22 protein-coding genes are annotated in these 24,716 nt (G+C 73.1%); 14 read left to right on the top strand and 8 right to left on the bottom strand.

The genetic code is table 11. The features are described from left to right. Positions 1-34: 34 nt before the first annotated feature. From ACF088_RS24945 to ACF088_RS24935, 3 genes are all read left to right on the top strand, one after another. Positions 35-859, top strand: coding sequence for an MOSC domain-containing protein (locus tag ACF088_RS24945; RefSeq protein WP_392377998.1), 825 nt, complete (start codon positions 35-37; stop codon positions 857-859). Between the two features lie 660 nt (positions 860-1,519). Continuing rightward, entirely contained in the window at positions 1,520-2,113 is a 594-nt protein-coding gene (locus ACF088_RS24940) for a hypothetical protein (RefSeq protein ID WP_392377997.1), read from the top strand. Positions 2,114-2,280: 167 nt separating this feature from the next. After that, positions 2,281-4,734 (top strand): right-handed parallel beta-helix repeat-containing protein, encoded by a 2,454-nt coding sequence (locus tag ACF088_RS24935; protein WP_392377996.1) that lies wholly within the window; start codon positions 2,281-2,283, stop codon positions 4,732-4,734. On the opposite strand, the gene ACF088_RS24930 is transcribed toward ACF088_RS24935, so the two are convergent. Continuing rightward, the gene (locus ACF088_RS24930; protein WP_392377995.1) at positions 4,704-7,202 is read right to left on the bottom strand and encodes a hypothetical protein; all 2,499 of its coding nucleotides are present in this window, start codon (positions 7,200-7,202) and stop codon (positions 4,704-4,706) included. The genes ACF088_RS24935 and ACF088_RS24930 overlap by 31 nt on opposite strands. 365 nt (positions 7,203-7,567) lie before the next feature. Between ACF088_RS24930 and ACF088_RS24925 the strand changes: the two genes are divergently transcribed. Both ACF088_RS24925 and ACF088_RS24920 read left to right on the top strand, forming a co-directional pair. Further along, positions 7,568-8,413, top strand: a complete 846-nt coding sequence (locus ACF088_RS24925) for a DeoR/GlpR family DNA-binding transcription regulator (protein WP_392377994.1) — start codon at positions 7,568-7,570, stop codon at positions 8,411-8,413. Between the two features lie 63 nt (positions 8,414-8,476). Then, complete coding sequence (locus ACF088_RS24920) at positions 8,477-8,950, top strand: SRPBCC family protein (protein WP_392377993.1); 474 nt, start codon at positions 8,477-8,479, stop codon at positions 8,948-8,950. A gap of 64 nt (positions 8,951-9,014) precedes the next feature. Here the strand turns inward: ACF088_RS24920 and ACF088_RS24915 are convergent, their stop codons facing one another. Continuing rightward, a complete protein-coding gene (locus tag ACF088_RS24915; RefSeq protein WP_392378180.1) occupies positions 9,015-10,142 on the bottom strand; it encodes a PLP-dependent cysteine synthase family protein in 1,128 nt (375 codons plus the stop codon). 362 nt (positions 10,143-10,504) lie between these two features. Between ACF088_RS24915 and ACF088_RS24910 the strand changes: the two genes are divergently transcribed. Beyond that, the gene (locus ACF088_RS24910; protein ID WP_392377992.1) at positions 10,505-10,792 is read left to right on the top strand and encodes a hypothetical protein; all 288 of its coding nucleotides are present in this window, start codon (positions 10,505-10,507) and stop codon (positions 10,790-10,792) included. A 175-nt stretch (positions 10,793-10,967) separates the two neighbouring features. Further along, positions 10,968-11,474 (top strand): ATP-binding protein, encoded by a 507-nt coding sequence (locus tag ACF088_RS24905; RefSeq protein ID WP_392377991.1) that lies wholly within the window; start codon positions 10,968-10,970, stop codon positions 11,472-11,474. Positions 11,475-11,713: 239 nt separating this feature from the next. Here ACF088_RS24905 and ACF088_RS24900 read toward each other — a convergent pair whose 3' ends face one another. Then, on the bottom strand, positions 11,714-12,031 hold the full coding sequence (locus ACF088_RS24900; protein ID WP_392378179.1) for an SHOCT domain-containing protein: 318 nt from the start codon (positions 12,029-12,031) through the stop codon (positions 11,714-11,716). Between the two features lie 323 nt (positions 12,032-12,354). Here ACF088_RS24900 and ACF088_RS24895 point away from each other — a divergent pair, with 323 nt between their 5' ends. From ACF088_RS24895 to ACF088_RS24885, 3 genes are read left to right on the top strand one after another with little or no spacing between them, the layout of a single operon-like run. Further along, on the top strand, positions 12,355-12,987 hold the full coding sequence (locus ACF088_RS24895) for a TetR/AcrR family transcriptional regulator (RefSeq protein WP_392378178.1): 633 nt from the start codon (positions 12,355-12,357) through the stop codon (positions 12,985-12,987). A gap of 31 nt (positions 12,988-13,018) precedes the next feature. Continuing rightward, on the top strand, positions 13,019-13,603 hold the full coding sequence (locus ACF088_RS24890) for a DUF4865 family protein (protein ID WP_392377990.1): 585 nt from the start codon (positions 13,019-13,021) through the stop codon (positions 13,601-13,603). Then, entirely contained in the window at positions 13,600-14,574 is a 975-nt protein-coding gene (locus ACF088_RS24885) for a phosphotriesterase (protein ID WP_392377989.1), read from the top strand. Before ACF088_RS24890 ends, ACF088_RS24885 begins: the two co-directional genes overlap by 4 nt. Here ACF088_RS24885 and ACF088_RS24880 read toward each other — a convergent pair. Both ACF088_RS24880 and ACF088_RS24875 read right to left on the bottom strand, forming a co-directional pair. Then, on the bottom strand, positions 14,564-14,947 hold the full coding sequence (locus tag ACF088_RS24880) for a PPOX class F420-dependent oxidoreductase (RefSeq protein WP_392377988.1): 384 nt from the start codon (positions 14,945-14,947) through the stop codon (positions 14,564-14,566). The genes ACF088_RS24885 and ACF088_RS24880 overlap by 11 nt on opposite strands. A 139-nt stretch (positions 14,948-15,086) precedes the next feature. After that, positions 15,087-16,307 carry an ROK family protein gene (locus ACF088_RS24875; protein WP_392377987.1) on the bottom strand — a complete coding sequence of 407 codons (1,221 nt, stop codon included), beginning with the start codon at positions 16,305-16,307 and terminating at the stop codon, positions 15,087-15,089. A 17-nt stretch (positions 16,308-16,324) separates the two neighbouring features. Here ACF088_RS24875 and ACF088_RS24870 point away from each other — a divergent pair, with 17 nt between their 5' ends. From ACF088_RS24870 to ACF088_RS24860, 3 genes are all read left to right on the top strand, one after another. Then, positions 16,325-17,560 (top strand): MFS transporter, encoded by a 1,236-nt coding sequence (locus tag ACF088_RS24870; RefSeq protein ID WP_392377986.1) that lies wholly within the window; start codon positions 16,325-16,327, stop codon positions 17,558-17,560. 138 nt (positions 17,561-17,698) lie between these two features. After that, complete coding sequence (locus ACF088_RS24865; RefSeq protein ID WP_392377985.1) at positions 17,699-18,466, top strand: maleylpyruvate isomerase family mycothiol-dependent enzyme; 768 nt, start codon at positions 17,699-17,701, stop codon at positions 18,464-18,466. Between the two features lie 908 nt (positions 18,467-19,374). Continuing rightward, positions 19,375-19,686: a DUF6332 family protein gene (locus ACF088_RS24860; protein WP_392377984.1), complete on the top strand. Its 312-nt coding sequence runs from the start codon at positions 19,375-19,377 to the stop codon at positions 19,684-19,686. Here ACF088_RS24860 and ACF088_RS24855 read toward each other — a convergent pair. The 3 genes from ACF088_RS24855 to ACF088_RS24845 all read right to left on the bottom strand — a co-directional run bounded on the left by ACF088_RS24855 (position 19,647) and on the right by ACF088_RS24845 (position 22,995). After that, complete coding sequence (locus ACF088_RS24855; protein WP_392377983.1) at positions 19,647-20,312, bottom strand: response regulator; 666 nt, start codon at positions 20,310-20,312, stop codon at positions 19,647-19,649. The genes ACF088_RS24860 and ACF088_RS24855 overlap by 40 nt on opposite strands. Next, positions 20,309-21,604 carry a sensor histidine kinase gene (locus tag ACF088_RS24850; protein WP_392377982.1) on the bottom strand — a complete coding sequence of 432 codons (1,296 nt, stop codon included), beginning with the start codon at positions 21,602-21,604 and terminating at the stop codon, positions 20,309-20,311. Before ACF088_RS24850 ends, ACF088_RS24855 begins: the two co-directional genes overlap by 4 nt. A gap of 185 nt (positions 21,605-21,789) precedes the next feature. Then, entirely contained in the window at positions 21,790-22,995 is a 1,206-nt protein-coding gene (locus tag ACF088_RS24845; protein ID WP_392377981.1) for a geranylgeranyl reductase family protein, read from the bottom strand. 181 nt (positions 22,996-23,176) lie between these two features. On the opposite strand from ACF088_RS24845, the gene ACF088_RS24840 reads away from it, so the two are divergent. Continuing rightward, entirely contained in the window at positions 23,177-24,529 is a 1,353-nt protein-coding gene (locus ACF088_RS24840; RefSeq protein WP_392377980.1) for a dipeptidase, read from the top strand. Positions 24,530-24,716: the final 187 nt, after the last annotated feature.

Below are 24,716 nucleotides of genomic sequence, written 5' to 3'. Positions count from 1 at the left end.
TCACCTGTCCGAGGCCGCTGGCAGGATGGATTGCATGCCGAAGCCTGCGCTCCAGTCGATCCATCTCTACCCGGTCAAAGCAATGGCGGGGCCCGGTCCCGGCGAGGCGGTCGTGGAGCCGTGGGGGCTCGCCGGAGACCGACGCTGGCTGCTGGTGGACGCAGAGCGCAGGATGATCACCCAACGGCAGCAACGGACGCTCGCGTTGGCGCACGCCGAGGGGCTGCCCGGCGGCGGCCTGCGGTGTACCGCGCCCGGAAGGGAGCCACTGACGGTCGAGGTGCCCGCCTCCGAGGAGACGATCCCGGTCGAGGTCTGGAAGGACGAGGTCGAGGCGGTGCCCGCGGACCCGGCGGCGGCCGCGTGGTTCGGCGGGTACCTCGGCACCGAGTGCCGGCTGGTGTATCTCGACGCACCGGAGAAGCGCCGGCCCCTCGCACCGGACTGGGGAGCGCCCGGTGACACGGTCAGTTTCGCCGACGGTTTCCCGCTGCTGCTGACGACCACCTCGTCGCTGGACGCCCTCAATTCCCTTATCGCGCAGGGCGATCACGCGGACGAGGGGCCACTGCCCATGAGCCGTTTCCGGCCCAATGTGGTGGTGGACGGCACCGCCCCCTGGGCGGAGGACGACTGGCGGCGGGTCCGCATCGGCGCAGTGGTCTTCGAGGTGTCCGAGCCCAGTGCACGCTGCGTGGTCACCACCACCGACCAGTGCACCGCCGAGCGCGGCAAGGAGCCGCTGCGCACCCTCGCCCGGCATCGCCGCTTCGGTGACCGGCTGGTCTTCGGCCGGAATCTGATCCCCCGCGGGGTCGGCACGATCCGTGTCGGCGACCCGTTCGAGATCCTCGGCTGACGGACCGACGGGTGGCGGGCTGACGGACCGACGGGTGGCGGGCTGACGGACCGACGGGCCGGCGCGACGGTTCGCCGAGGTCGCGCCGTGGGCGCCCGCGTCGGCTGCGGGCCGCCGCGGCCGGTGACCATGTCGGCGGAGCGCCCGGCGCCGCCGACGGCAAAGGCCGACGGAAGGCGGAGAGCCGGGTGTCGAGGCCTGCTCATCCTGCCCGGTACGCGGCGGCCCACGAGCTGGTCGAGGTGCGCTGCGACCGCGGGCGCGGCGGATGCTGCACCGGCTGGGCGCAGGGACGGTGCCGCGGCCGGCCCTGACGGAGGTGGTGCGGGCGTACTGAGCCCCGATCCGGCCGAGGTGCCGGGCGAGAAATCCGGCCGCCGGCTGCTGCAACGCCGTTTCACCGCCCGGCGGCTGCCGCAGTTGCGGCTGCTGGTCGAGGAGTGCGCGGCCCGTGAGGTGCTGTGCGAGCCGCGGCGCGGCGAGTTCGTCCTGGCGGTGGACGGGATCGCGGGGAACGCCGGGGCAGGCCCCCGGACATGTGCCATACGTCCGGTTGTCGCTCTTTGTACGGGGGGAAGTTGCTCGCTCTTCGCAGAACCCTCGCCTGGACCACCCCCGATGAGGTATCCACGGATACGGAGAGGGGGCACGATGCGAGCGATGAGAGGTGTATGGCGCTGGCGGCGCAATCCGCTGCGGCGCCGGACCGATCGGATCGAGGCCTGGGCGGCGCTGGCCGCCGCCGTGCTGATCGTCCTCGGGGCGACCTCCGTGGGCTGGCTCGCCGGACGGGCCGCACACGGCGCGCTGCTGGCGACCGTACGGATACAGCACCAGCAGCGGCAGTTGGAGTGGGTGACGGTCGACCGGCTGATCTCCCGGACCCCGCTCGACCCCGATCCCGAGACCTCGTCGCAGCGCGATGCGCACCGCCGGGTCCTCGCCCGCTGGACGGGCCCGGACGGCAGTGCGCACATCGGGCAGCTCGCCGCGCCGCGCCCGGTGGAGGCCGGTGAGCGGTTCCGGATCTGGGCGGACGGCCGGGGCCGGGTGGTGCCGCGGCCGATGGACGTCGACACGGCGGGTACGCATGCGGTGATGGCCGGTCTGGGCACCGCAGCCGGGGTCGGCATGATGATCGAGGGCGCCCGGCGGATGGTCGTCTGGCAGCTGATGGTGCGGCGCTTCCGCCGCTGGGACGAGGAGTGGGAGCGCGCCGGACAGGACTGGGGCCGGGCCGGCGCGGGGAGCTGAGAGGCCGCCTTCCGGGGCGGCCGACCGTGTCAACTGCCGCCCGCCGAGCGCGCTACGGTGGTGGCGCCAGCCTCTCGGCTGGGGCCCCGCAGACCGGAAAGCGGACATCCGCGGACGGATGGTGCCGGGCCGACAACAGCCGCACGAGGTGGGGGCACGACAGCGCCATGGCACAGGGCTCGGTCCAGGTGACGCACTCCGGAACGTCGCGTTGGCGACGCCGCACCGGGGAGTACAGCTCGCTCGCCGCCGCCCTGGAGGCCGCCGGGGACGGTGATGTGCTGACCGTCCCGGCCGGTACCTACCGCGAGAATCTGGTGCTGGTGCGCGCGGTGACGCTGCGCGGCCCGGACGGGGCACGCGGGTCGGTGCGGATCGCCCCGGCCGACGGCGTGGCGCTGACGGTGCGCGCGTCGGCCACCGTCCACGATCTGCATCTGGAGGCGACGGATTCCGCCTCGCCCGCGCTGCTGGTGGAGGACGGCGCCCCGGAGCTGTCCGGTCTGCGGGTGGTGACCCGGTCGGCGTCCGGCATCGAGGTCCGCGGGGGCGCCCGCCCGACGGTGCGGCGCTGCACGGTCGACAATGCGGGCGGGGTGGGCATCAGCGTCCTGGACGGCGCGGGCGGCGTCTTCGAGGAGTGCGAGGTGATGGCCGCCGGGCAGACCGGGGTGGCGGTGCGCGGCGGGGCCCATCCGCGACTGGAGAACTGCCGGATCCACCACGCCTCGGGCGCCGGTCTGTCGGTCAACGGCGAGGGCAGCGCGGTCGAGGCGGTGGGCTGCGAGCTGTACGAGATCAAGGGCGCCGGGATCCAGGTGGCCGCGCGGGCCACCGGCCACCTCACCGACTGCACGGTGCACCGCACCTCCGCCGACGGCGTCACCCTGGACACCGATGCGGTGCTCACGCTCGCCGACTGCGACATCCACGACATCCCGGAGAACGCCGTCGATCTGCGGTCGCGTTCGGTGCTGACGCTCACCCGCAGCACGGTGCGGCACTTCGGACGCAACGGTCTGTCCGTATGGGACCCGGGCACGCGGGTGGACGCCAACCAGTGCGAGATCCATGACAGTACCGGCGACTATCCGGCGGTATGGGTCAGCGACGGTGCCACCGCCCTGCTGGACTCGACACGGGTGCACGATGTGCCGGACGCCCTGTTCGTGCTGGACCGGGGCTCCCGCGCCGATGTCGTGGACTGCGACCTCGCCCAGGTCCGCAACACCGCGGTCTCGGTCAGCGACGGGGCGACCGTGCAGCTCGACGACTGCCGGATTCGGGACGCGGCGACCGGTGCATGGTTCCGCGACCACGGCAGCGGCGGCACGCTCGCCAACTGCACCATCGACGGGGCACAGACCGGCGTGATCGTCACCAAGGGCGCGGACCCCACCATCGAGGGCTGCACGGTCAGTTCACCGGCCGAGGCGGGCTTCTATGTCTCCGCGGAGGGCCGCGGCACCTTCCACGGCTGCCGGGTCACCGGGAGTTCGGGGTTCGGCTTCCATGTGATCGACGGCTGCCGTACGGCGCTGACCCGGTGCCGTACGGAGCGGTGTGCGCGCGGCGGGTACGAGTTCGCCGAGGGCGGCGCCGGGCAGGGCGACGGGCCGACGGTCCAGGACTGCACCAGCGACGAGAGCCGCGCCGTGCAGGTGCCGGCCGCCGGAGCTGTGGCGGCCCCCGCGGTACAGCAGGCCACACAGACCGCGGGGCTGCTGGGCAACGTCCCGGCACAGGTCCCGTCGCCGGCTGCCCCGGCTGCCCCGGCTGCCCCGGCTGCCGCCGGACCGGCCGTCGGCGGCAGGCCCTCCGACGAGGTGCTGGGCGAGCTGGACACCCTGGTGGGGCTGGAGAGCGTCAAGCGTGAGGTGCGCAGCCTGATCAACATGATCGAGGTGGGCCGCCGGCGCCAGGAGGCGGGGCTGAAGGCCGCATCCGCCCGCCGCCACCTGGTGTTCACCGGCTCCCCCGGCACCGGCAAGACCACCGTGGCGCGGCTGTACGGCGAAATCCTGGCGTCCCTGGCGGTGCTGGAACGCGGGCATCTGGTCGAGGTGTCCCGGGTGGACCTGGTCGGCGAGCACATCGGGTCGACGGCGATCCGCACCCAGGAGGCGTTCGACCGGGCGCGCGGCGGGGTGCTGTTCATCGACGAGGCCTACGCCCTCTCCCCCGAGGACTCCGGACGGGACTTCGGGCGGGAGGCCATCGACACCCTGGTGAAGCTGATGGAGGACCACCGGGAGGCCGTGGTGGTCATCGTGGCGGGTTACACCGCCGAAATGGAGCGCTTCCTGGCGGTCAACCCCGGTGTGGCGTCCCGTTTCTCCCGCACCATCACCTTCGGCGACTATGCGCCCGAGGAATTGCTGCGGATCGTCGAGCAGCAGGGCGAGGAGCACGAGTACCGCCTCGCCGAGGGGACCGGCGAGGCGCTGCTGAAGTACTTCACGGCGCTGCCCAAGGGGCCGTCGTTCGGCAACGGCCGTACCGCACGGCAGACCTTCGAGGCGATGGTCGAGCGGCACGCGGGGCGGGTGGCGGAGCTGGCCGCCCCGAGCACCGACGACCTCACCCTGCTCTACGCGGACGATCTGCCCGAACTCCCCTGAGCGGGACGGTCGCCCGCGCAGTCCTCGGGGGAGTTTCGGCCCGCGCAGCCGTCGGCGGCGCCGCTTCCCGTGCTGCCGACGGCACTGCCACGTCCCGTGCAGTCGTCGGCGGGCCGCTGTCCCGGCAGGTCCGGACCGAGCCGGGCGATCAGCTCGGCGCGCACCCGGCCGAAGACCGGGTCTGCCTGGTAGTCGCCGTGGCCCAGGATCTGGGCGGGCAGCGGGTTCTGCAGGGTACGGCCGAAGGCCAGCGGGTCGCGCAGCGGGCCCTCGTCGATCCGGCGGCCGTCGTCACAGGTGAGCCGGATCGGGCCGCCGATGGGGTCGGTGAAGCGCCACAGGTTGCGCCAGTCGTCCATCTGGCGGTGCAGTCCGGTCAGCGCGGGCGGCCCGAAGAAGGCGGGGAACCAGCGTCCGTAGAGCCGTTCCAGTGGACTGCCGTACGTCAGCAGCGCGACCCGGCTGCGGGTGACCAGGTCCAACTGCCAGACGGCGGCGGCCGCCAGCACACTCCCCTGGGAATGCCCGGAGAGCACCAGCCGGCCGTCGAACCGCTCGGTCCAGGTGGCCATCCGCCAGGTGAGGTCGGGGACGGCGCGCTCGGCGTAGCAGGGCGGTGCGAAGGGGTGGGCGGCGCGCGGCCAGAACGTACCGACGTCCCAGAGGATGCCGATGGTGCGGCGCGCCGAGTGGTCGCGGTAGGCGCGCCGGCCCATGGTGATCAGCAGTATGACACCGGCGCTCATCAGCCAGGAGCCCAGGGATTCCGCGGTCTCGGCGGCGGCGTGCACCACCGGCGGCCAGCCTTCGGTGGCGCGGCCCGGCGCCCGGTCGCTGAGCCAGGCGCCGGCCACCGCGCCGGCGCCGAGGACGAGGGTGACGGCGGCGGTGGCCGCGACCAGGACCGGTGCGGAGTCGGTGAGTCCGGCGCCGGCGATGGTGCCCGCGATCCGCTTCGTACGGCGCTCGTCGGGATGCTCGCGCGGGTCGTAGAGCCCGGGGACGTCCTTGGCCACCCGGCCGCCGACGATCACCACGCGGACGGCGGCGAGCACGACCACGATCGCGACGACGACCAGCAGCACCGGGATGACCGAGGCCTGCCAGGACAGCAGCACCGGCGGCCCGGGGATGGGCGCGTGGTCCTGGCCGGGGGTCGCCCCGCCGTCCAGCCAGTCCGCGAAGCGCTGGGCCACTCCCCCGGACAGCACCCCGCCGACCGCGCAGGCCAGCAGGGCGACGGCGGGGCCGCCCATGCCGCGCAGGGCGCTGCGCGCGTCGTCGCGGGCGGCACGCTGCAGAACCCAGGCGGTCAGCGCCAGCGCGAGGACCAACAGGCCCTGGAAGACGGCGATTCCGCCGAAGGCGGCGGCGCCGGGCAGCGCGCCGTGGCTGTGGGATCCGGGGCGCGCCCAGCCGGTGTGCACCACGATCAGCGCCAGCACACCGAGGGAGGCGAACGGCAGCGCCCGCACGACCGGATGGTCGGACTCGTCGTCCGGTACGGCCTCGCTGCGGGCGGTGCGCCACACGACCAGGACGGTGGCGGCCGCGAGCAGAATGACCACAGCGGCCAGGGCCCGGCCGGTGACCGCGAGGACGGTGCCGCCGCCGTCGCGCCCGTCGGCCTGTGCGCCGGCGGCGAGGAGTACGGCGGCGATGGTCAGCACGCCGGCGGTGGTGTGGGCGGCGCGCAGCCGGGCGACCAGCCGGCGGCCGTACCAGAAGCCGTCGAGACTCAGCGCGGTGCGTTCGCCGACCGGGGTGTCGCGGGAGGTGCCGGGCATCCGGGGCGGCGGTGAGGCGGATTCGTAGGCGCTCCAGGTGCGGCGCGAGAGCCACCACAGGAAGCCGATGACGAGCAGCGGCACCAGGGAGGCGAGCGCGAGGCGGCGGCCCGGGGCGCTCCACCAGCCGGAGTTGTCGGGGCTGAGGAAGCCCATCCAGGATTTGCCGGCGGCGCAGACGGTGGTGCCGGCGCACTGCCAGGCCGTGAGGTCGAGGGCGACCTCGCAGGCCGCGGCGGCGAGCAGGACGGTGAGGGTGAGGGCGAGGATGCGGACCAGAAGGTCGTAGAGCCGCTGGGCCGGGTGCTCGGGCGGGGCGGCCGGGCGCATCCAGTGGGCGAGGTTGGCGACCATGAAGGGCACCAGGAGCAGCCACAGGGCACGGGCTCCGTTGCCCGAGGTGAGGTTGGACCAGCAGTACGCCTCACGGACCGGCTCGCCGCGGTAGTCGTCGGGCCGCTGCTCGGCGTCCGCGTCGTCGGTGCGGCGGTAGCAGGCGGCGGTGTCGTCGCCGGTGATCAGCTGGACGCGTGGGTCGCCGAGCATCTCTTGTGCGGTGGTGCCGCCGACACCGTGCACCAGCAGCTCCAGGGAGAGCTGCGGTGCGGCGGCCGGTGGCCCGTCTGCGGTGCTCTCACGGTCCGTTGGACGCGCGTGCGGTGTCGGGTCCGCGGTCTCCACTGTTGTCCCCCGTAGTCGTGCTCGGACGGCGTGCTCGGACGGCGTGCTCTGTGGTCGTGCTCTGTGGTCGTGCTGTGAAGGCGTGCTCTGAAGGCGTGCTCTGAAGGCGTGCCCCGTATTCGGTGCGGTGATGTGCGGTGCGGTGCGGTGCGGCGCCGTGCGGTGCGGCACCGGGTGCGCGCCCCCGGATTGTCTCTTCCCCCGCGAAGCACATCCAGCACCCACTCCGGCCGCCGGCCCTCGCTTCCCCCGTCATCAGCATCGCTGTCAGTACCTCGTGCGAGGATGAGGGCACCAGTGATCGCGGGCGGCAGCCAGCGCGTACGACCCGGCACAACGAGCCGGGGCGGAAGGGACGGGCCGGGGTGAGCGACAACCAGAACCTCCTCGCGGAGCAGCGGCGTGCCCTGATTCTCGACGAGGTCAGGCGGCGCGGAGGGGTGCGGGTCAATGAACTCACCCGCAAGCTGAACGTGTCGGACATGACGGTCCGCCGCGATCTGGACGCACTGGCCCGCCAGGGCATGGTGGAGAAGGTGCACGGCGGAGCGGTGCCGGTCAGCGAGCCGAGCGCACACGAGCCCGGTTTCGAGGTGAAGTCCACGCTGGAGCTGAGCGCCAAGGAGGACATCGCCAAGGCGGCGGCCGAGATGGCGGCACCGGGCAGCGCGATCGCGCTGGCAGGCGGCACGACCGCCTTCGCGCTGGCACAGCACTTGCTGGAGGTGCCCGATCTGACGGTGGTGACGAATTCGGTACGGGTGGCCGATGTGTTCTACGGCGCACAGCGGGTGGCGGCCAGCGGCGGCGCGGGTCCCCGCGCGGGCGCCGCGACCGTGGTGCTGACGGGCGGGGTGCGTACGCCGTCGGACACCCTGGTGGGCCCGGTGGCGGATGCCGCGATCCGGTCGCTGCACTTCGATGTGCTCTTCCTCGGGGTGCACGGCATATCGGTGGAGGCGGGGCTGTCGACGCCGAATCTGGCGGAAGCGGAGACCAACCGGCATTTCGTGCGGTCCGCGCGCCGGGTGGTGGTGGTCGCCGATCACACCAAGTGGGGCACGGTCGGCCTGAGTTCGTTCGCGACGCTGGATCAGGTGGAGGTGCTGGTGACGGATGCCGGGCTGTCCGCCGAGGCGCGCGCGGAGTTCGCCGAGCTGCCGCCGGAGCTGGTGGTGGCGGGCGAACCGCCGACCGACACAGACACCTGATACTCCGTCAGCTATGGTGAGCGACGCAGGCCCGTCGACCGTCCCGTAGGGGGTGCTCGTCCCATGGCACACCGACTCCGCCCCGTCGAGCTCGACTTCGCCGCATCCGCCCCGCTGCGGCTGGTGTTCGCCGCGCAGGTCGCCGCGCCACCGGAGGCGGTGTATGCGGCGCTGGCGCACGACGTGGCGGGCTGGTCGCGCTGGTTCACGGGCGTGGCACGGTCGGCGCCGACGCGCGGCGGCAAGGGCCGCGAGGTACGACTGACCGGCGGCACCCGCTTCACGGAGACGGTCCTGGCGGCCGAGCCCGATGCGCACTACGCCTACCGGGTCGACACCACCAACGCCCCTGGCCTGCGGGCCCTGTTGGAGGACTGGCGGCTGACGCCTGCAGGCGGCGGCACCCGACTGCGGTGGACGTTCGCGGCGGACGGCCCGGCGCCGTTCCGCTTCCTGCTGACGCTGGCCAGGCCCGGCCTGGGCCGCGCCTTCCGGGAGTCGGCGCGGGCCCTGGACCGCAGGCTCGCCAAGACCTGAGGCGGCCCCGGCGTGGGTCCGCGCAACGGACTCGGACCCACGTCGGGGCCGCCGCCCCCTGCCCTCAGACGGGCCAGGAGCCGGTGGCCAGGAACGTGTCGAGGGTGCGTGCGTAGGGCGTGATGTCCAGCCCCTGGGAGGCCAGCCAGTCGTCGGAGTAGTACTTGTCGAGATAGCGGTCGCCCGGGTCGCACAGCAGGGTGACGACCGATCCCCGGTGGCCCTCGGCGACCATCTCCGCGACGATCTTCAGGGCGCTCCACAGCCCCGTGCCGGTCGAGCCGCCCGCCTTGCGCCCGATCGCGGTCTCCAGGGCACGTACGGCGGCGATGCTGGCCGCGTCCGGCACCTTCATCATCCGGTCTATCGCGCCGGGCACGAAGCTCGGTTCCATACGGGGCCGCCCGATGCCCTCGATACGGGAGGCGGTGGCGCAGTCGGTCTTCGCATCGCCGGTGAGCCAGCCGTCGAAGAAACAGGAGTTCTCCGGGTCGGGGACGCAGACCCGGGTGTCGTACTGCATGTAGTGGACATAGCGGGCGATGGTCGCGGAGGTGCCGCCGGTGCCCGCGGTCGCCACGATCCAGGCGGGCTCGGGATAGCGTTCGAGCCGCAGCTGCTGGTAGATCGACTCGGCGATGTTGTTGTTGCCGCGCCAGTCCGTGGCCCGTTCCGCGTAGGTGAACTGGTCCATGTAATGACCGCCGGATTCCGCGGCGAGCCGGGCGGAGACCTCGTAGACGGTCCGCGGGTCCTGCACCAGATGGCAGGTGCCGCCGTGGAACTCGATCAGCCGGGTCTTCTCGCGGCTGGTGGTGGCCGGCATCACCGCGATGAACGGCACTCCGATGAGCGAGGCGAAGTACGCCTCGGACACGGCCGTGGAGCCGCTGGAGGACTCGATGACGGGCTTCCCCGGCCGGATCCAGCCGTTGCACAGCCCGTAGAGGAACAGCGAGCGGGCCAGCCGGTGCTTGAGGCTCCCGGTGGGGTGGGTCGACTCGTCCTTGAGGTAAAGGTCGATGCCCCACTCCTCCGGCAGCGGGAAGCGCAGGAGGTGGGTGTCGGCGGTGCGGTTGGCGTCCGCCTGGACCTTGCGGACGGCTTCTTTGAGCCAGCTCCGGTAGGCCGGATCCGTGCGGTCGCCATCCAGGGTCGGCATCGGGGAACCGGCCACGGCCTCGGTGGACATCGGGGAACCGGCCACGGCCTCGGTGGATATCGGGGAACCGGCCACGGCCTCGGTGGATATCGGGGAACCGGCCACGGCCTCCTGGTCGGGCCGGCTCTGCGGCTGCTGTGCGGTGCTCACCGGCGCGCTCCTCTGGGGTTCGAAGGCCCGCACACAACGGCGGGCAGACTTCGACTATAACCACCGCCCGCACCCTTCTCACCTGCATAAACATCGCTTTGGGATACCCCAAGAAGGTCGTGGAGCGGGCCGCCTCGCGCCGTGCGCACCAAGGGGCACTGGTGCGACGGGCGCCGCACCGGCAGACTTCCCCTCAAGGGGCGGTGGAGGGCAACTGCCCGTCTCACCGAGGAGGTGCCGGCATGGCGGGACCCGAGTTCAACGCGACCGGCGTACGGATCGAGCGATGGCTGCGGTCCTTGACCCGCGCCGGACAGGTCGTCATCTCGGACGGCAGGCTGGTCCTGCTGACCAGCTACGGCACGGAGATCGACAGCGCCCCGCTGCAGGCCGTACAGGCCCATAAGCCGCTGTTCGCGGCGCGGGACCGGGCGCTCGCCACGCTCAACGGCCACCGCTATTCACTCACCCTGGGCACCCCGGAACTGTTCCTCAAGGCCCTGGAGGCGGCACGGCCGCAACGCACCTGACGGGGCCCTCCGGACGTGGCGGTGCGGTTGCGGGAGCGCATCGGCTGACCGACCCTGGACTCGTATCACTGAGGGTTCACCAGCGGTGACGCTGTGGGGTAGCCGGCATCGCTGGATCCGATCTTCGCCCCTGCCCGGTGAGAGGGGCGCCCGGCCTCATCAGGGAGTCGCGGTCGTGATCAGGCAGCCCAGCAGGCACTGCACGGTGGAGCTCCAAGCCGTTCCGGCTCGCATCGGACATGTGCGCAGAATCGTCTCCGCGCAGCTGCGGTACTGGCATCTCGACGCCTTGATAGACCCGGCGGCGCTCGGGGTGACCGAACTCCTCGCCAATGTCCACCGGCACGCCCGCCCCAGCAAACAGTGCACCGTGGAACTGCTCGTTCTTCTCGATCAGTTGACGGTCTCGGTGCATGACGAGGATCCCCGGCTGCCGCGGATCCGGGCCGCGGAAAGCTGGGAGACCTGTGGTCGCGGCCTGGCGCTGATCGCGGCGCTCAGCGAGAGCTGGGGAGTGCGTGCGGACGGCAGCGGCAAAGTCGTGTGGTTCACTCTTCCGGCCCTGGCCACCGCCCCCGAAGAGGCCCTTACGGTCCGTGGCTATCTGGAGCCCCTGCCGCTGGAGGACACCGGTACGGCGGCCGGTCCGCGCTCCCGGATACGGGGCACGAAGGTCGGCTGACGGGGCGGGTCCGCGACCGGCCGCTGCCGGGCCGACCGGGCGGTCCACCCTCTGCCGGGCCGGTCAGGCGGTCCCCCCTCTGCCGGACCGGTCAGGCGATCCGGCCAGGCTGTCCGGTCGTCAGGCGGTCCGGCCAGGCTGTCCGGTCGTCAGGCGGGCCGCGCCCCGACCCTCACACCGATGAACCGGTGAGAGGGCCGCCGATGCGGCGGGCGCGGCCGCGGTGGGCCCGGTGGCGGTCATGCCGCGCTTCCCTTGGGACCGGCGCCGAAGTGCTCCTCCAGGACGGAGAGCCGTCGCCAGTACTCCTCCTCGTCGATCTCACCCGAGGCGAAGCGCCGGCCGAGCACGACGAGGGGTGAGGGCGCGTCGGCGGAGGCGGAAACGGAGGCGGAGTACTGCGGGCCGCGGAACCGTCCCCCGGGCCCCCCGGGGCGCCCGCCGGTGCGGCGCAGCAGCGTCACCACGCCGACGATGACCAGCGCCCAGAGGACGGGGACGAACAGGATCCAGGGGCCTGGGCCGCCGCCGGCCCAGGGTTCGGCGAGCTCGAACATCACGATCAGCTCCTCGCTGAAACGGTGCGCCGGAGGTCTCCGGCGACGGGGAAGACCGGGGATTCCGGTCTCCTTCGAGCCTCGCCCTCGGGAGGCCGCCGGTCGTCGTACGGCCAGCGGCTCCGTCCGTACGGCACCGGGAGTACGCGAGGCGCCCCCGCCTGCTCCGGCCACTCGATCGCGCACGGCCCGCTCGGGGGCACGGCCCCTTGTTCTCTGTAACTACTGGTATGTACAGTGCACCCATGAGCACTCAGGGTTCGCTCGGCCCACAGGTACCGCCCAGCACGCAGGTACCTCCCGTCGCACAGGCATCACCCGGCATGCAGCAACTGCCCGGCACTCACGACACTCTCAGCGCGCAGGACACCCCCAGCGCTCAGGAACGCCTCGTGCGGAGCGCCCAGGAGCTCCTGTGGGAGCGCGGGTACGTCGGCACCAGCCCCAAGGCGATCCTGGAGCGCGCGGACGTCGGCCAGGGCAGCATGTACCACCATTTCGCCGGCAAGTCCGGCCTCGCGCTGGCGGCAATCCGGCGCACCGCCGAGGGCATGAAGGCGGCGGCCGAGGAGTGCCTGAGCGCCCCCGGCACGGCGTACGACCGGGTCGCGGGCTATCTGCTGCGCGAGCGGGAGGTGCTGCGCGGCTGCCCGGTCGGCCGGATGGCACAGGACCGCGATGTGGTCTCCAGCGCCGAGCTGCGGCAGCCGCTGGACGAGATGTTCGGCTGGCTCCAGGGCCGGATCACCGAGGTCCTCGCCGAGGGGCAGCGCCATGGCGAACTGGCCCCCGGACTGGACCCGTCGGCCACCGCGGCGACCGTCACGGCCGTCGTCCAGGGCGGCTATGTCCTGGCCCGCGCGGCCGATGACACCGCGCCGTTCGACGCGGCCGTACGGGGCGTGCTGTCCCTGCTCGCCGCACAGGTCACGCCCGGTACGGGCACCACCCGCTGAGGGCCCCTCCCCGCACCGTACGGAGTCCGCCATGCACGCCATGCAGTACGCGATCACCTTGCCCGCCGACTACGACATGCAGATCATCCGGCACCGGGTGAGGTCCAAGGGCCACGTCCTGGACGACTTCGCCGGACTCGGCCTCAAGGCGTACGGAGTCCGGGAGCGCGGGGTCGACGGCTCGCCGGTCAACCAGTACGCACCGTACTACCTCTGGGCCGATCCGGAGGCCATGAACCGCTTCCTCCTCGGTGACGGATTCCGCGGGGTGGTCCACGACTTCGGACGTCCGGTCGTCCAGCACTGGCCGGGGCTGTTCCACCGCCCCGGACCGGCCGCCGACGCCCCGCCCCGCGCCTTCACCCGGCGGACGGAGACGCTCACCGAGGACGCGGACGCCGCGAGAGTCGTCGCCCGTGCGGTGGCCGGGCACGAGGAGCTGGCCACGACGGACGGGGTGCACACCACCGCGCTGGCCCTGGACCCACGGCACTGGGAGCTGGTCCACTTCACCCTCTGGGCGCACGCCTCCCCCCGGTCCGCGGGGGACCGTTACGAGGTGCTACATCTGTCCGCCCCGGGCACCGGCCGGCTCGGCACGGGACGGCAGTGGTGAGCCCGGCCCCCGCGGCCGCCCCCGCCGTCCGTACGGTCCTCGGTGACATCTCCCCCGCCGACCTCGGCATCTGCGATGCACACGACCACCTCTTCCTGCGCAGCCCCCTGCTACCGGGCCAGGAGCTGGACGACGCCGCGGCCGCGGCCGCCGAGCTGCGCGCCTTCCGTGCGGCCGGCGGTGCGGCGGTGATCCAGTGGACGCCGTACGGCATGGGCCGGGGCGCCGACGAACTACCGCGACTGGCACGGGAGTCGGGAGTGCACATCGTCGCCGCCACGGGGCTGCACCAGGCGGCGCACTACCCGCCTGAGGCGCTGGAGCGGATCCGCACCGATCTGGCCGGGCTCTTCCTCGCCGAGCTGACCGAAGGGATCGGCGGCACCGGCCCCCGAGCCGGGATGATCAAGGTCGCGGGCGGCTTCCACGGTCTGGACCGGCACGCCCGGCACACCATGGCCGCGGCCGCCGAGGTACAGCGGGCGACCGGTGCCGTCATCGGTGTCCACCTGGAGCAGGGCACTGGTGCGCTGGACGTACTCGACCTGCTCTGCGGCGAGTTGGCGGTCCCGCCGGACCGGGTGATCCTCGGCCATCTCAACCGCTCACCGGACCTCGTCGTGCACCGGAAGGCCGCCGAGGCCGGGGCATATCTCGCCTTCGACGGCCCCTCACGAGCCCATCATGCAACCGACTGGCGGCTGCCGGACGCACTGGCCGCACTCGCCGAAGCGGGCCACGCCGACCGGATCCTGCTCGGCGGCGACACCACGACGGCCGGCGCCCGGTCGGTGAACGGCGGGCCCGGCATGCCCCATCTGCTGCGCCGTCACCGGGAGCGTCTCGAAGTCGCCCTGGGCACCGACCTGGTGGCACGGTTCCTGACGGCGAACCCGGCCCGCGCCTTCGCCGCCGACTGGGCGCGGTCCCCGCACCAGAGCCGGGAAACGCAGCGGGCGCCTACAGCGTGACCGAGATCCCCACATGCGGTCGCTTTCCGCCGCGCACCAGCGCACCGACGCCGTCCATCAGCCGGAAGCGCAGCCCGTACTTGCCCGCCATCGCCCGGCGCACCCGGCCGAGTTCGCCCCTCCCCTCCAGGAGCCGGCCGGTGCCTCCGACGGTCTGCGCACCCTCGGCGATCCGGCCCCGGACGTCGCACGGGGTGACGGTCACCCGGCCGTCGTGGCGCAGCCGCTTCACCTTCCAGCTGTCGTCCCGCGTCCACACCAGGAGTTCCTCCCCCTCTGCCACCGCCCACACCGGAGTGGCCACCGGGGTCCCGTTCTTGCGGTACGTGACCAGGCTGACGTAGGGACTGTGCGCGACCGCTTCGGGAATCATGGCCACAGCCTAGGACGCCGGCCGGACGGCAGGGCGCCGCGCCTTGAGGCGAGGGCGCTGCTCCTTGAGGAGAGGGCGCTGCTCCTTGAGGAGAGGGCGCCGCGCCTTGAGGAGCCGGTCACCCCGCCCGGCCGGTCCGCTACCGGTCGACGACGATCAGCGGATCGTCCAGCACCGGCTGCCAGGCCAGCTCCGCCGCGCCGACCAGGCTGTTGTGGTCGAGGGTGCAGGGCAGGATCGGCACCCCGCCGCTGCGGCCCCACAGGCTGCGGTCGGCGACCACCGCGCGCAGCCGCTCCGGATCGGCTTCCAGCAGGGCGCGGTGCAGTCCGCCGAGGACGATGCGGTCGGGGTTGAGGATGTTCACGAGTCCGGCCAGGCCGAGCCCGAGGCGGTCGATGAGGAGATCGGCAGCGGAGCGGACGCCCGGATCGGCGTACTCGTCCCGCAGCAGATCGGCGGCCTGCCGGAGCAGGGAGACCTCGGGGCCCGGTTCGCGGCCCGCGGCGCCGAGGAAGGCGAGCGGGTCCGCCTCGACGTCCAGGCAGCCGCGGCTGCCGCAGTGGCAGGGCGCTCCCTCGGGGTTGACCGTCAGATGTCCGACCTCCAGCGCCAGGCCCGAACTTCCGCTGTGCAGACGGCCGTCGAGCACCAGCGCCCCGCCGACGCCCCGGTGGCCGGACGCCACACAGAGCAGATCGCGGGCGCCCCGGCCGACGCCGTGCCGGTGTTCGGCGAGCGCCATGAGGTTGACGTCGTTGCCGGTGAAGCCGATCGCCCCGGTGACTCCCGGAATGCCGGCGTCGGCCAGCGCGCGCAGGAAGAGTGCGCGTACGGGGGCACCGGAAGGCCAGGCGAGGTGGAGCGGCGCGAGGGCCTCACCATCCGGTTCGGCGACCGCGGAGGGCACCGCGAGGCCGGCGCCGAGGCAGCGCCTCCCGGTCTCGCGCAGCAGGTCCCAGCCGGCCGCGACCACCTCGGCGAGGACATGCGCCGGGTCGGCGGGGATGGTGCCGCAGCCGGTCGAGGTCGCCACGATGCGGCCTCCCAGGCCCACCAGCGCGACCCGGAAGCCGTCGGCGTGGATCTGCGCGGCGAGCACGACCGGACCGTGCTCGGCGACGGACAGCCGGTGGGAGGGGCGCCCCTGGGAGCCGGCCGAGGCGGTCGGCCGGGAGTCGACGGTGATCAGGCCGAGCGCTTCGAGCTCGGCGGCCACCGCCCCCGCGGTCGCGCGGGTCACGCCGAGTTCGGAGGTGAGGACGGCGCGGGTGGGTGCGCGTCCGGTGTGTACGAGCTCCAGTGCGGGTCCGAGGGCGCCACGGCCCCGCTCCAGCCTGGTTGTCCGAGTCTGGGTCACCCCCCTATTCTTGCTTTGTGCCGACACTAAACAAAATACGGGCGGCCCTGAGGAAGGACCGGGTCCCCACTCTTCCCGTCGATCCGCACCTGACCCGCCTCCGTATCGCCGTCACGGCCTTCTTCGCCATGGACGGCTTCCTCTTCGCCGGCTGGGTGGTCCGGATCCCCGCGATCAAGGCGCAGACCGGCGCCGGCGCCGGCGCCCTGGGACTCGCGCTGCTCGGCGTATCGGCCGGCGCGGTCGCCTTCATGATGATCACCGGCAGGCTGTGCCGGCGATTCGGCAGCCACGCCGTGACGACCGCCTCCGCAGCCGCCCTCGCGCTGAGCATCGTGCTGCCGCCGCTCACCCACTCGGCGACCGCGCTGGGACTGGTCCTGCTGGTCTTCGGCGCCGCGTACGGCTCGCTCAACGTCGCGATGAACAGCGCCGCGGTCGACCTCATCAGTGCACTGCGGCGTCCCGTGATGCCCAGCTTCCACGCCGCCTTCAGCCTCGGCGGCATGCTCGGTGCGGGCCTCGGCGGGCTGATCGCGGGCAGCCTCTCCCCCACCGTCCATCTGCTGCTGCTCGCCGCGATCGGACTGCTGGTGACGGCCGTTGCGGGGAACTCGCTGCGCGCACACCCGGCCCCGGCCGTCCCCGAGCGGCTGCCGGCGGCACAGGAGAACCGGCCGCGGCACGGCCGGGCGGACCGCGGTCGCCGCCTGGTGCTGGTCTTCGGGCTGATCGCGCTGTGCACCGCGTACGGCGAGGGGGCCATGGCCGACTGGGGTGCGCTGCACCTCTCCCAGGACCTGGGCGCCGGAGCGGGTACGGCCGCCGCCGGATATGCCGTATTCGCGCTGGCGATGACCGTCGGGCGGCTGTCCGGGACCGCGATCGTGCAGCGCTTCGGCGCGGCGCGGGCGCTGATCGCGGGCGGGACGACGGCGACCGCCGGCATGCTGCTCGGCGCGCTCGCCCCCTCGGCCGGGGCGGCCTGCGCCGGCTTCGCGGTCGCGGGCCTGGGGCTCGCCAACATCTTCCCGATCGCCATTGCCCGGGCCGGTGAGAGCGGTGGTCCGGACGGGGTCGCCGTGGCTTCCACGGTCGGCTACGGCGGCATGCTGCTCGGACCGCCCGCCATCGGCTTCCTCGCCGAGGCGGCCGGCCTGCCGGCCGCCCTGACGACGGTGGCGCTGCTGGCCGCGGTCGCCGCGGTCATCGCCTACGCCACCCGCGGGGCGCACCACACCGGGCGGCCGTGAAGCGACCGGCGCGCCCCCGCGGACAAGCACGCCGCCGCCCGCTCCCCGGTGTGCGGGCGACCGCTCCCCGGTGTGCGTGCGGCCGCCGCCCGGACCCGCACGGGCCCGTTGTCAGTGGCGGCTGGCACACTTCTGACCATGGAGATCACTGAGTTCGTCGAATCGCTGCGACTGGACGGAAGCCTGCTCGCCGACGCCGCCGAGGAGGCGGGGCCGGATGCCCGCATTCCGGCCTGTCCCGAGTGGCAGATGCGGGATCTGGTCACCCACATCGGACAGGTCCACCGCTGGGCGACGGAGTTCGTGACGCAGGGCCTGCAGCAGCCCGGCCGTCCCCCCGAGGCTCCGGACCTGGCCGACGACGACCTCGTGGCCTGGCTGCGCGAAGGCCATCACCACCTCGTCCTGGCGCTGCACTCCGCCCCGCAGGACCTGGCGGCCTGGACCTTCCTCCCCGCACCCTCCCCCCTCGCGTTCTGGGCCCGCCGGCAGGCGCACGAGACGTCGGTGCACCGCGTGGACGCACAACAGGCGCTCGGCACCTCCCTCACCCCCCTCCCGTCCGCGTTCGCGGCCGACGGGATCGATGAACTCCTGACGGGCTTTCACGGCCGTGACCGCAGCCAGGTCCGGACGGACGCCCCCCGGACGCTGCGGCTGCGCGCGACGAACGCGCCCGGCGCCGACTGGACCGTCCGGCTCTCCGACGCGCCGCCGCACACGGTGCGTACCACCACGGAGGCCGACGGCGACGGACCGGACACCGACGAGCCGGCGGACTGCACGGTCGAGGGCCCGGCCGAAGAGCTGTATCTCGCGCTGTGGAACCGCCTGCCGTGGGACGCGATGACGATCACCGGCGATGAGAAGCTCCCCCGGCTGTGGCGGGAACGCGCCGGGGTCTGAGAGCTGTCCGCACCCCATCACTCGACTGCTGCCGACGGCGGCACGGTCAGTCATCGCCTGATCAGGTCGAGGGCGTGGCCGTCGCCGTACGGGCCGGCGGCCGGGATCTGCCGCCCGGCGGATGCCCCCTTCCCGGGTGGGCGCGCGATGCTTGCCGCGGCCCTTGCGCGGGACGCCCGTGCCGGATACTTGTTGCTGTGGCCGGTCCCACGCCTCTCCGGGGAAGTCGCCGATGATGATCATCAGGGTTTCGGCGAGGGACAGAAGATCCTCGTACGTCGTGCGTCCGGACGTCCACCCGATCATGCGGATTCCCTCGATGCGCCAGCCCAACCGGGCGTCGTGCATGAGCCGTTCCCTGGCGTACGTGCTGATGAGCGCCGCGAGGTCGGGATCATCGGCGCGGTAACGGGCCAGCTGGGTTCCGAGGTCGGGCAAGTCCCTGCCGCGGCCGGTGACGCGGTTGAGCGCGGGAATCCCGTCCACCCGCGACGACGCCAGTCGACGGCTCGTCACCGCGGTGGCCGGAAGTTCGCGGGTCAGCGGGAGAACGGCCACGGAATAGGTGTACGCGAGCTGGGCGTCCAACAGCACCATCCCGCCGAACAGGTTCTTACTGCCCAGCACCTCTGATGAAGCCGTTCATGATCAGTGCGCCCCGAGAGCACAGGCACACAGGCGCCCCCTATGCGCTCGATGGGACATGGGTTTTACGGGCCCTTGATGCAAGCCGAAAACCCCGTCAGTGCCGGGTTCCGGAGTCCGTGCCCGCTCAAGTCCCACCAGAAATCACGTGCGGAAAGCGGAGAGCTACTGCGCAACGGGCAGGCAGGGCCAACCGGCAGGCGGCCAGGGCGTGTTCCCCTTGGGGGCGGACCGGAGGCGGTGGCCCCTGGGAGACTGTCGGCATGTCACCCAGGCGTACGCAGGCCGAGCGCGACGCGGTCACCGTCGAGATCATGTTTGCCCTGGTCAGTGGCGCCTTTGTGGGCGCTTCAGGTTTCGGGGTGCTGGGCAGCGCGGTCCTGTGGGGCCCGGTGCCGGCCGCGTGGCGCGGACCGTGGCTCACGGTGAGCGCTGCCCTCGGCGGGGTGCTGTTCTGCATCCAAGTGGTGCGGGTGCTCCGGCGGCTGCCCGGCCGGCCGGGGGCCAGCCCGTCCTCCGGGGACGTGGTCTGGATTCAGCCCAGCCAGCCGGGCCGCACCAACCCCGACTCATAGGCCAGCACGACCAGTTGGGCGCGGTCGCGGGCGCCCAGTTTGACCATGGTGCGGCTGACATGCGTCTTGGCGGTCAGCGGGCTGACGACCAGCCGGCGGGCGATCTCCTCATTGGAGAGACCGATGCCGACCAGCGCCATCACCTCGCGCTCCCGGTCGGTCAGTACGGACAGGGCATCGGCCGCGGCCGGCTCCTTGGAACGGGCCGCGAACTCGGCGATGAGGCGGCGGGTGACACCCGGCGAGAGCAGTGCGTCACCGGCCACGACCGCGCGCACGGCCCGCACCAGTTCCTCCGGTTCGGTGTCCTTGACCAGGAAGCCGGAGGCACCGGAGCGGATCGCCTCGAAGACGTACTCGTCCAGCTCGAAGGTGGTCAGCATGACGACCTTCACCTCCGGCAGCCGCGGGTCCTCGGTGATGTGGCGGGTGGCGACCAGGCCGTCCACCACCGGCATCCGGATGTCCATCAGGACGACGTCCGGGCGGTGTTCCCGCACCGCCGCCAGCGCCTGCTGCCCGTCCGCGGCCTCCGCGACCACCTCGATACCGGGCTGGGCGTCCAACAGCACCTTGAAACCGGCCCGGACCAGCAGCTGGTCGTCGGCGAGCAGTACCCGGATCACGACTCCTCCTCGGTGGCGGCCGGGGTCACCGAATCCGCATCCGTCGCCCGGCCCCGGTCGTGCGTGCCGGGCAGCGGGATACGGGCCCGCACCCGGAAGCCGCCGTCCGGGCGCGGGCCCGCCTCCACGGTGCCGCCCAGGGCGGCGGCCCGCTCCCGCATCCCGACGAGCCCGTTGCCACCGCCGTCCGGTCCGTCCGCGGCGGAGGTCGCGGGGCCGTCGTCGTCGACCCGGATCTCCAGCGCTCCGGGCGCATGGACGAGCAGCACCCGGGCGGTGCGCGAGCCGGAATGCCGGACGATGTTGGTGAGCGCCTCCTGGACGATGCGGAAGGCCGCGACGTCGGTGCCGGGCGCCAGGGTGGCGGGGGCACCCTCGGTGGTGACCTCCACGGCGAGGCCGGCGCCTGCGGCCTGCTCGGTGAGTTCGGGCAGCCGGTCCAGCCCGGGGGCCGGGGAGCGCGGGGCGTCCCCCGGGGTGCGCAGGGTGTCGAGGACCTGGCGGACCTCGCCGAGCGCCTCCTTGCTCGCGCCCTTGATGGTGGTCAGCGCGGACCGCGCCTGCTCCGGGTCGCTGTCGAGCAGCGCCAGGCCCACGCCCGCCTGGACGTTGATGACGGAAATGCTGTGGGCGAGGACGTCGTGCAGCTCGCGGGCGATCCGCAGCCGCTCCTCGTCCGCCCTGCGCCGTTCCGCCGCCGCCCGCTCGGCCCGCGCCTTCGCCAGCTGCTCGCGGCGCACCCGTGCCAGCTCCGAGAGGGCCACCACGGCCACCACCCAGGCGAGAACGAAGAACTCCTGCTCCCAGGGGGTGGGCCCGTCGTGCGAGGGCGGCAGCCAACGGTAGAGCCAGTGGACGACCAGGACGTGGGAGACCCACACCCCGCCCAGTGCGCACCAGGCGACCTTGCGATGCCCGGCGACGATCGCCGCGAAGGCCCCGAGGGCGAGGGTGAGGAAGACCGGTCCGTACGGATATCCGGCCGCGAGGTAGACCGCGGTGGTGATGGCGGTGCCCAGGGCGACGGAGCGCGGATAGCGCTGCCGGAAGAGCAGCAGGGCCGTTCCGGCGAGCAGCAGCACGCCGGCGAAGGCGTCCAGCGGGACACGGCCCGGATGGTCGTGCCCGGCGAAACCGGAGCCGACCATCACGAAGACCGTGACGGCGAGCGTCGAGAGCCATGGCAGCCGCGTGCCGGACCAGCTCCGTGCTTCCCCGTTCGGGGGCGCCGGCCACGGCTCCCGCTCCGGGCCGAGGCAGCGCCGCGCCCACGGCGGCCATGCGTTCTCCATGCCGTCACGCTAGACCGCGGCGGGGGCCGGCGGCGTCAGCCCGGTGCGGTGATCGGCCGTACTCCCCAGGGAGTACGGCGGGGATACGGGCCGGGGGGCGGACGGCGTCGCGCGCGGCCCGCGGGCGACGACGCGGGGCCGATGGCCCCTCCGCACCGCCGCCCGCGGACGGCCCGGGCCCCGCCTCACCGCCGGTCCATCGCCTCCAGCGCGCGTCGCGCCACCGAGTGGGTGCGGACGATCTCGGCCAGTGTGGTCGTCCCGCGGGTGATCTTCGCGAAGGCCTGCCAGGCCGGGCGGAAGCCGGTGATGGCGGCGTGCAGCAGCCCGGGTCGGCGCGAGAAGACCTTGAGCATCTGGCGCCCCACGCCCATCTCCACACCGAGGCCCGCCTTGATGGCGAAGGCGTAATTGAGGGCCTGCCGGCGGGCGTCCACCGCGTCATGCGCCTCGGAGACGCGCACCGCCCACTCCCCCGCGAGCCGCCCCGACCGCAGCGCGAAGGAGATGCCCTCCCGCGTCCACGGCTCCAGCAGCCCGGCCGCGTCACCGCACACCAGCACCCGGCCGCGGGACAGCGGGGAGTCCTCGGCGCGGCAGCGCGTCAGGTGCCCGGACGAGATGCTCGGCTCGAAACCGGCAAGGCCCAGCCGGCCGATGAAGTCCTCCAGATAGCGCTTGGTCGCGGCCCCCTCGCCCCGCGCGGAGATGACACCGACGGTAAGCGTGTCGCCCTTGGGAAAGACCCAGCCGTAGCTGCCGGGGATCGGACCCCAGTCGATGAGCACCCGGCCCGCCCAGTCCTCGGCGACCGGCGCCGGTACCGGAATCTCCGCTTCCAGGCCGAGGTCGACCTGGTCGACCTTGACCCCGACATGGGCTCCTATCCGTCCGGCGCTGCCGTCCGCACCCACCACGGCGCGGGCCAGCACCACCTCACCGTCGCCCAGCACCACCGCGACGGTCCGCCGGTCCGGCACCTCGGCGCCGTGCTGCTCCACCCGCGAGACCGTGACGCCCGTACGGACCGTCGCGCCCGCGTCCTGGGCCGACTCGACCAGCCGCGCATCGAAGTCGGGGCGGTTGATCAGCCCGAACAGCATGTTCCTGGAACGGCGGGTGCGGGTCAGCCGGCCGTTCAGCGAGAACGTCACCGCATGCACCCGGTCGCGCAGCGGCAGATCGAAGCCGGGCGGCAGCGCATCCCGCGAAGGGCCGATGATGCCGCCGCCACAGGTCTTGTAGCGCGGGAGCTCCGCTTTCTCCAGGAGCAGCACCCGGCGTCCTGTACAGGCCGCGGCATGCGCGGCCGAGGCGCCCGCAGGCCCCGCGCCCACCACCACGACGTCCCACACCTGCTGGTTGTCCTCGGCTGCGTGCTCGCTGCTCACCTGTGCTTCTGCTCCCATCCGATGCCTGCCTGCGCGTACCGCCCGCATCCTACGGGCCGCTGTTGAGCCAGAGGCCTGTGGGAAGATCGGGGGCACTGATGCCCGTACGTCCGGCCCGTCCGGCTCACGAGGCCGGCCGGCCCGTACGCACAACGTCGCGCCCACCAGGAGCGTTCCTTCCATGTCTGACAGCCCCCTCGCACGTACCGTCGCCGCACTGCAGCCCCGCGCCAGGACCGAGCTGGCCGAGCTGGTGGCCTTCAAGTCGGTGGCGGATCCTGCCCAGTTCCCCAAGAGCGAGTGCGAGGCGGCCGCCGACTGGACCGCCGAGGCGCTGCGGGCGGACGGCTTCCAGGACGTGGCGCTGCTGGACACCCCGGACGGCACCCGCTCCGTGTACGGCTTCCTGCCCGGCCCGGCCGACGCCCCGACGGTGCTGCTGTATGCGCACTACGACGTACAGCCGCCGCTGGACGAGGCCGCCTGGGTCTCCCCGCCGTTCGAGCTGACCGAGCGCGACGGCCGCTGGTACGGGCGCGGCGCGGCGGACTGCAAGGGCGGCCTGATCATGCATCTGACGGCGCTGCGGGCCCTCAAGGAGCACGGCGGCGTTCCGGTCAACGTCAAGGTGATCGTGGAGGGTTCGGAGGAGCAGGGCACCGGCGGCCTGGAGCGCTACGCCGAGGCCCACCCCGAGCTGCTGGCCGCGGACGCCATCGTCATCGGCGACGCCGGCAACTTCCGGATCGGGCTGCCGACGGTGACCGCGACGCTGCGCGGGATGACGCTCGTGCGGGTCCAGGTCGACACCCTGGAGGGCAATCTGCACTCCGGCCAGTTCGGCGGCGCGGCCCCCGACGCGCTGGCCGCACTGATCCGGGTCCTGGACTCGCTGCGCGCCGAGGACGGTTCGACCACGGTGCACGGACTGGCCGCGGACGCCTCCTGGGAGGGCCTGCAGTACCCGGAGGAGGACTTCCGCAAGGACGCCAAGGTGCTCGACGGTGTCGGGCTGGTGGGCAGCGGTTCGATCGCGGACCGCATCTGGGCACGTCCGGCCGTCACGGTGCTCGGCATCGACTGCCCGCCGGTGGTCGGCGCCACCCCGTCCGTACAGGCCGGCGCGCGGGCGCTGGTGAGCCTGCGGGTGCCGCCGGGCACGGACGCGGTCGAGGCGACGAAGCTGCTGACCGCACATCTGGAGCGCGCCGCCCCGTGGGGCGCGCGGGTCGCGGTCGAGCAGATCGGCCACGGGCAGCCGTTCCGCGCCGACACGAGCAGTCCGGCGTACACCTCGATGGCGGCGGCACTGCGCGAGGCGTACGACGGCGAGGAGATGCAGACCTCCGGTATGGGCGGCTCGATCCCGCTGTGCAACACGCTGGCCGCGCTCTACCCGGACGCGGAGATCCTGCTCATCGGCCTGAGCGAGCCGGAGGCACAGATCCACGCGGTCAACGAAAGCGTTTCGCCGCAGGAGCTGGAACGGCTTTCGCTGGCCGAGGCGATTTTCCTGCGGAGCTATGCGGGTTGATCCGCCGCGCGTTTTCGGCTTTCCCGCCGTGGGGGTTTTCGCCGTTGCTCCCCCACTGCCTAAGGGGCGTGGGAGGTACCCCCAGCGGCGGGCGGGTCCGCTGCGCGGGGCTGTGGGTGCGGTGACGGGCCTCCGGGGCAGGGGTGTGGGACTGCTTCGCTTTACGTCCCACACCCCTGCCCCTCCG

The sequence above is a fragment of the Streptomyces sp. NPDC015125 genome, from assembly GCF_043080045.1.
GTDB lineage: Bacteria > Actinomycetota > Actinomycetes > Streptomycetales > Streptomycetaceae > Streptomyces.
This window is presented reverse-complemented; position numbering and strand designations above follow the sequence as displayed.

What these genes read in the sequence shown, in the direction of transcription:
- ACF088_RS24945 (WP_392377998.1), top strand. Translation starts at nt 35, where the DNA reads ATGCCGAAGCCTGCGCTCCAGTCGATCCATCTCTACCCGGTCAAAGCA.
- ACF088_RS24940 (WP_392377997.1), top strand. Translation starts at nt 1,520, where the DNA reads ATGAGAGGTGTATGGCGCTGGCGGCGCAATCCGCTGCGGCGCCGGACC.
- ACF088_RS24935 (WP_392377996.1), top strand. Translation starts at nt 2,281, where the DNA reads ATGGCACAGGGCTCGGTCCAGGTGACGCACTCCGGAACGTCGCGTTGG.
- ACF088_RS24920 (WP_392377993.1), top strand. Translation starts at nt 8,477, where the DNA reads ATGGCACACCGACTCCGCCCCGTCGAGCTCGACTTCGCCGCATCCGCC.
- ACF088_RS24915 (WP_392378180.1), bottom strand. Translation starts at nt 10,142, where the DNA reads ATGTCCACCGAGGCCGTGGCCGGTTCCCCGATGCCGACCCTGGATGGC.
- ACF088_RS24910 (WP_392377992.1), top strand. Translation starts at nt 10,505, where the DNA reads ATGGCGGGACCCGAGTTCAACGCGACCGGCGTACGGATCGAGCGATGG.
- ACF088_RS24900 (WP_392378179.1), bottom strand. Translation starts at nt 12,031, where the DNA reads ATGTTCGAGCTCGCCGAACCCTGGGCCGGCGGCGGCCCAGGCCCCTGG.
- ACF088_RS24895 (WP_392378178.1), top strand. Translation starts at nt 12,355, where the DNA reads ATGCAGCAACTGCCCGGCACTCACGACACTCTCAGCGCGCAGGACACC.
- ACF088_RS24890 (WP_392377990.1), top strand. Translation starts at nt 13,019, where the DNA reads ATGCACGCCATGCAGTACGCGATCACCTTGCCCGCCGACTACGACATG.
- ACF088_RS24880 (WP_392377988.1), bottom strand. Translation starts at nt 14,947, where the DNA reads ATGATTCCCGAAGCGGTCGCGCACAGTCCCTACGTCAGCCTGGTCACG.
- ACF088_RS24865 (WP_392377985.1), top strand. Translation starts at nt 17,699, where the DNA reads ATGGAGATCACTGAGTTCGTCGAATCGCTGCGACTGGACGGAAGCCTG.
- ACF088_RS24860 (WP_392377984.1), top strand. Translation starts at nt 19,375, where the DNA reads ATGTCACCCAGGCGTACGCAGGCCGAGCGCGACGCGGTCACCGTCGAG.
- ACF088_RS24850 (WP_392377982.1), bottom strand. Translation starts at nt 21,604, where the DNA reads ATGGAGAACGCATGGCCGCCGTGGGCGCGGCGCTGCCTCGGCCCGGAG.
- ACF088_RS24840 (WP_392377980.1), top strand. Translation starts at nt 23,177, where the DNA reads ATGTCTGACAGCCCCCTCGCACGTACCGTCGCCGCACTGCAGCCCCGC.